Consider the following 4,153-nt stretch of genomic DNA (forward strand, 5'->3'; position numbering starts at 1 on the left):
GCTTGATATGCTATTAGATGCATATAGATCGCCCGAAAGGCTTATATATATGGCATTGAGGACTGATAAAATAGATTCCCCTCATTTACTTACTAGCATACTTTACAATGAGCAAATGAATGACATAGTTAAAATGTTAGCCGTTGATCGTTTATTGCAAAAAAACATAGAAAATAAAAACGATATAATTATGAATTGGTTGCGCAATTATTTGGGAATTCGAGAGGAATTATATTCTTCACAATTGATTAAATATACCATGATTGCACTAAAAGCGTATTCACCTGAGGGTTCTATTGATTTTTTAAATAAACTCTTGGATGAATTTAAATATAACAAAGATGTTGTGTCTGGGATTGCGATTGCCTTATCATTGTTTAATGATAAGGATGGCGTATCTTTTTATTTAAACAATCGAGATGTTTTTGATTGTTGTCTATATGATAATGATCGAGTTCCTAAGATGATTACTATGTAAATTCATCATGAAATAACTATGATTTTATCGAAGAAGTTGGTAATCATGTAAATATAAATAGCGATAAGAATACATAATTATGACAATTTATTATTTTTTATTTATTGGCGTTTAATAATTTAAGTGTGAGATAGATAAAAAGATGATAAAACTAGTAAATATATATATTCAGTTTATAAAATATTAATAGCTGATAATATATCATCGGCCTATCATGTGTATTGGCATGTCATCTCATAGATAGTATAAAAACATCTAAAAGTAAGAGAAAACGCGGCATTATTATAACTCAAATCATTACCTGTAGTTGTGGCCATCTAGATACATCTTGACGGCTTGGCTCGGGATTCTAGTCGGGTAGCCGATTGGGTTGGGCTGAGAGGTGAAATGACGATTGCAGGCCTTGCACAGGTAGTGCTGGCTGCTGCTGTGATTCTTGCTTTGTTTGACTACTGATTCGCTTATGTCTATTTGGACACTTCATGTATTCAATTTTATTTACTCCCAGATGAAGATACAAATATCAAACGTGATATTATACAAGCAGTGAAGAGTATAGGTTAACTTAATGATTGTAAGATGCGCACGAGATTATTAGCCCAATATATAGATAAAAGAATGAGAGATACAATAATAGAAGCATTTTCGGATATTGTTTACATGAAAAAAACAAGAGTGTGAATAAAGATGTAAATAACAATATAAAAAAGATAAATCGAAATAATATATGAATATATTGCTAAAAAGAAGTGCCTTAATGGTTATGATATTATTAATTTATACAAAATCATAAAATTTATAGCTTCAGAAGTAATTTTGATGTGTGGAAATATTAAGTGTGTGAGCATGTATATAAATACATCATGAATAACTGATTATTTCACAAAAGTTATGCTTTGATTATGTGAATATAAATACCCCCCTCCACTAAAAGTTATGTTCTATTTCTTGGGTTGAATTTATCCCAGAGTATTGTTAAGATATATGATATGACAACGTCAAATAACAACCATGAAATGACTGCGTTACGCGCTATATATTTTAGAGTTCATGAATTTTATGAAATTGATTATGAGGATATAAAAACCGTTGTTGATCGTAACCCAGAATTTGCTTATGCACTGATAAAATTAATGGAATATGATTTAGATTCATTTACAATGCCAAATCCTTTCTTAATTGTCCTGTTCTTGACTTTGGCAGCTAAACGTTATGATAAATTTATAGAATTCTTGAATAAAGGTGTACAACATAATAATAAATTCATGCGCCTTTATTCATACATGGGATTATATTTGTTCGGCCACGAACAGTACTATAAAAATATAGTAAAGATCTTGACAGAAGAATGTTATGCAAACGATCGTATGTATATTATAGATCTTATAGGCTCGTTAAAAATAAAAGAATTGAGTCCTATATTAGACTCTACCATCCAAGACTTTTCCTCTTTAATAAAGATGCTAACAATCAGTACATTACATAAGTTAGAGCAACCAATTAATTATGAATTACTGTATAAAGTAATATCAGGAGCTAAGGGGCCATCAAGGATAGGTTGTATTGCATTTTTAGATTCTATAAAGAGCGACGCAACGATTCAGTTATTGAGGGATATGCTGGATAAAGATGAAAGCGCGGTTGCTAAAAATTATATTATACGAACAATAGGGCGTATAGGTGAACTTGATGATTGTAAGTTGATCGCGAAATTGTTGAAGCAAGATATAGATGAGGAAATGAGAGATTCAATAATACAAGCGCTTGCGGATATAGTTTATAGGGCAAGAAATAGCGAGAAGGCTAACAATGAGCTAAATGATGAGATAAAACACTATGGGGAAGTGATATATGAAAATATTACTAAAAAGAAGGAGCTTCATGTCTATGATATTATGAATTTAGGCAAATCCGGCGATCCTAGAGCTTTAGAAGTTATTTTAAATTGTTTAAATATACATGATGCGAACATAGATGATCTCTTAAAGGGCTTATTATATTTGGGTGATAGGGATAAGTTTAACGAAATGGTTGCTTATTATACTAATGAAGATTATTACTGGGTGCAAGATATAAGCATGGAGGTTTTTACTGCCTTAGACAAAGAATTGATTAATGTGCTATTCGATAAATATCCGCATAGATTTAACGAAAGGTTTATATATATAGCATTAATGAATGATAAGATAGATTCCTCTCATTCACTTACTAGAGTACTTTACGATAATTACATTAATGACGGTATTAAAATGTTAGCCATTGATCGTTTATTACAAAAAAACATAGAAAATAAAAATGATATAATTATGGATTGGTTGCGCAGTTGTTTAGTAAATAAAAAAGTAGTGTACTCCTCACAATTGATTGAATATACCATGATTGCACTAAAAGCATATTCACCTGATAGTTCTATGGATTTTTTTAGTAAACTCTTACATGAATTTAAGTTTAAGTACAATGAAGATATTATATCTGGAATTTGGATTGCCTTATTATTGTTTAACGATGAAAGTAGTTCATCTTTTTATTCAAATAATAAAGATATCTTTGATCGTTATCTATATAATAAAAATAAAGGCCCAAAGATGATCACTATGTAAATTAATCATGAAATAATGATGATTTTATCAAAGAAGTTGGTGATCGCGTAAATATAAATAGCAATAAAAATACATAATGACGACAATTTATTATTTTCATTTGTTGATGTTTAATGATTTAAGTATGAAGTGGGTAAAAAATAATAAACCTGGTAACTATATATATTTAGTTTATAAAATATTAATAGCCGATGATATATCATCGGCCTACCTTGTATATTGGCATGTCATCTCATGGATGGTATAAAAATATCTAAAAGTAAACAAAAAGACATTATTATACTTCAAATCATTACCTGTATCAGAATACATATTTATTCTAGCGGTACATCACTAAATGATTTACCATTAACAACGTTGTTTATGTGAAGAATACTATCTATTATTATCTATTAGCTTATCACACTCCTAACAAAAAATTATGCATATCTATTGTGGAAAGAATATCATTGCGCTTTACTAATTTAGCAGGGAGTAAATAAAATTAGATACATGAAGTGCCCGAAGAGACATAAGCTAATCGGTGGTCAAACGAGGCAAGAATCACAGCGGCAACCAGCGCTACCTGTGCAAGGCCTGCAATCGTCATTTCACCCATCAGCCCAACCCAATCGGCTACCCGCCTAGAATCCCGCACCAAGCCGTCGAGATGTATCTAGATGGCCACAGCTTCCGACGCATCAGGCGCAATTTGCGTGTCAAGTGCACAATCGGTAGCCAACTGGGTCAAGTGCGCCGGTGAGCGTCCTTGGCTGCCCCCATCCCACAGCCCCCAACCGACGACTAACCCATCGTCGAGCTTGAGAGCAGTTCACATTCGTCGGGAGTAAAAAAACGCGACGGTCTCATCACGCAGGTCGAGCGCCGGCGCGCGCTGCGTAATGAGCAGGTAGATACTCTATCCCGCGATGAAGCGGTGCTGCAGGCAGTGGTAGATCAAGCGCCACGGGCATTTCAGTATTGCACCGACGGCTTCAGTGGGTATGCTGCTTTAGACTACCGTGGCGGCTGTCTCTGGTTGCGCCGGGCAAGTCGCAGACCTATTCGGTTGAAGCAAGTCTCGCCGAGTTGCGGG

4 protein-coding genes are annotated in these 4,153 nt (G+C 33.5%); 3 read left to right on the forward strand and 1 reads right to left on the reverse strand.

The genetic code is table 11. The features are described 5' to 3' along the window. A partial coding sequence (locus tag NZM04_06105) for a hypothetical protein (protein ID MCS7063600.1) occupies positions 1 to 478 on the forward strand: 478 nt, incomplete at its 5' end. Positions 479 to 1,467: 989 nt separating this feature from the next. Continuing rightward, the gene (locus NZM04_06110; protein ID MCS7063601.1) at positions 1,468 to 3,078 is read left to right on the forward strand and encodes a HEAT repeat domain-containing protein; all 1,611 of its coding nucleotides are present in this window, start codon (positions 1,468 to 1,470) and stop codon (positions 3,076 to 3,078) included. A gap of 484 nt (positions 3,079 to 3,562) precedes the next feature. Here NZM04_06110 and NZM04_06115 read toward each other — a convergent pair whose 3' ends face one another. Beyond that, positions 3,563 to 3,718, reverse strand: coding sequence for a hypothetical protein (locus NZM04_06115; GenBank protein MCS7063602.1), 156 nt, complete (start codon positions 3,716 to 3,718; stop codon positions 3,563 to 3,565). Positions 3,719 to 3,737: 19 nt separating this feature from the next. Here NZM04_06115 and NZM04_06120 point away from each other — a divergent pair, with 19 nt between their 5' ends. After that, on the forward strand, positions 3,738 to 3,908 hold the full coding sequence (locus tag NZM04_06120; protein ID MCS7063603.1) for a hypothetical protein: 171 nt from the start codon (positions 3,738 to 3,740) through the stop codon (positions 3,906 to 3,908). The last annotated feature ends 245 nt before the right edge of the window (positions 3,909 to 4,153 follow it).

It is taken from the genome of Candidatus Methylacidiphilales bacterium (assembly GCA_025056655.1).
Taxonomy (GTDB): Bacteria; Verrucomicrobiota; Verrucomicrobiia; order Methylacidiphilales; family JANWVL01; genus JANWVL01.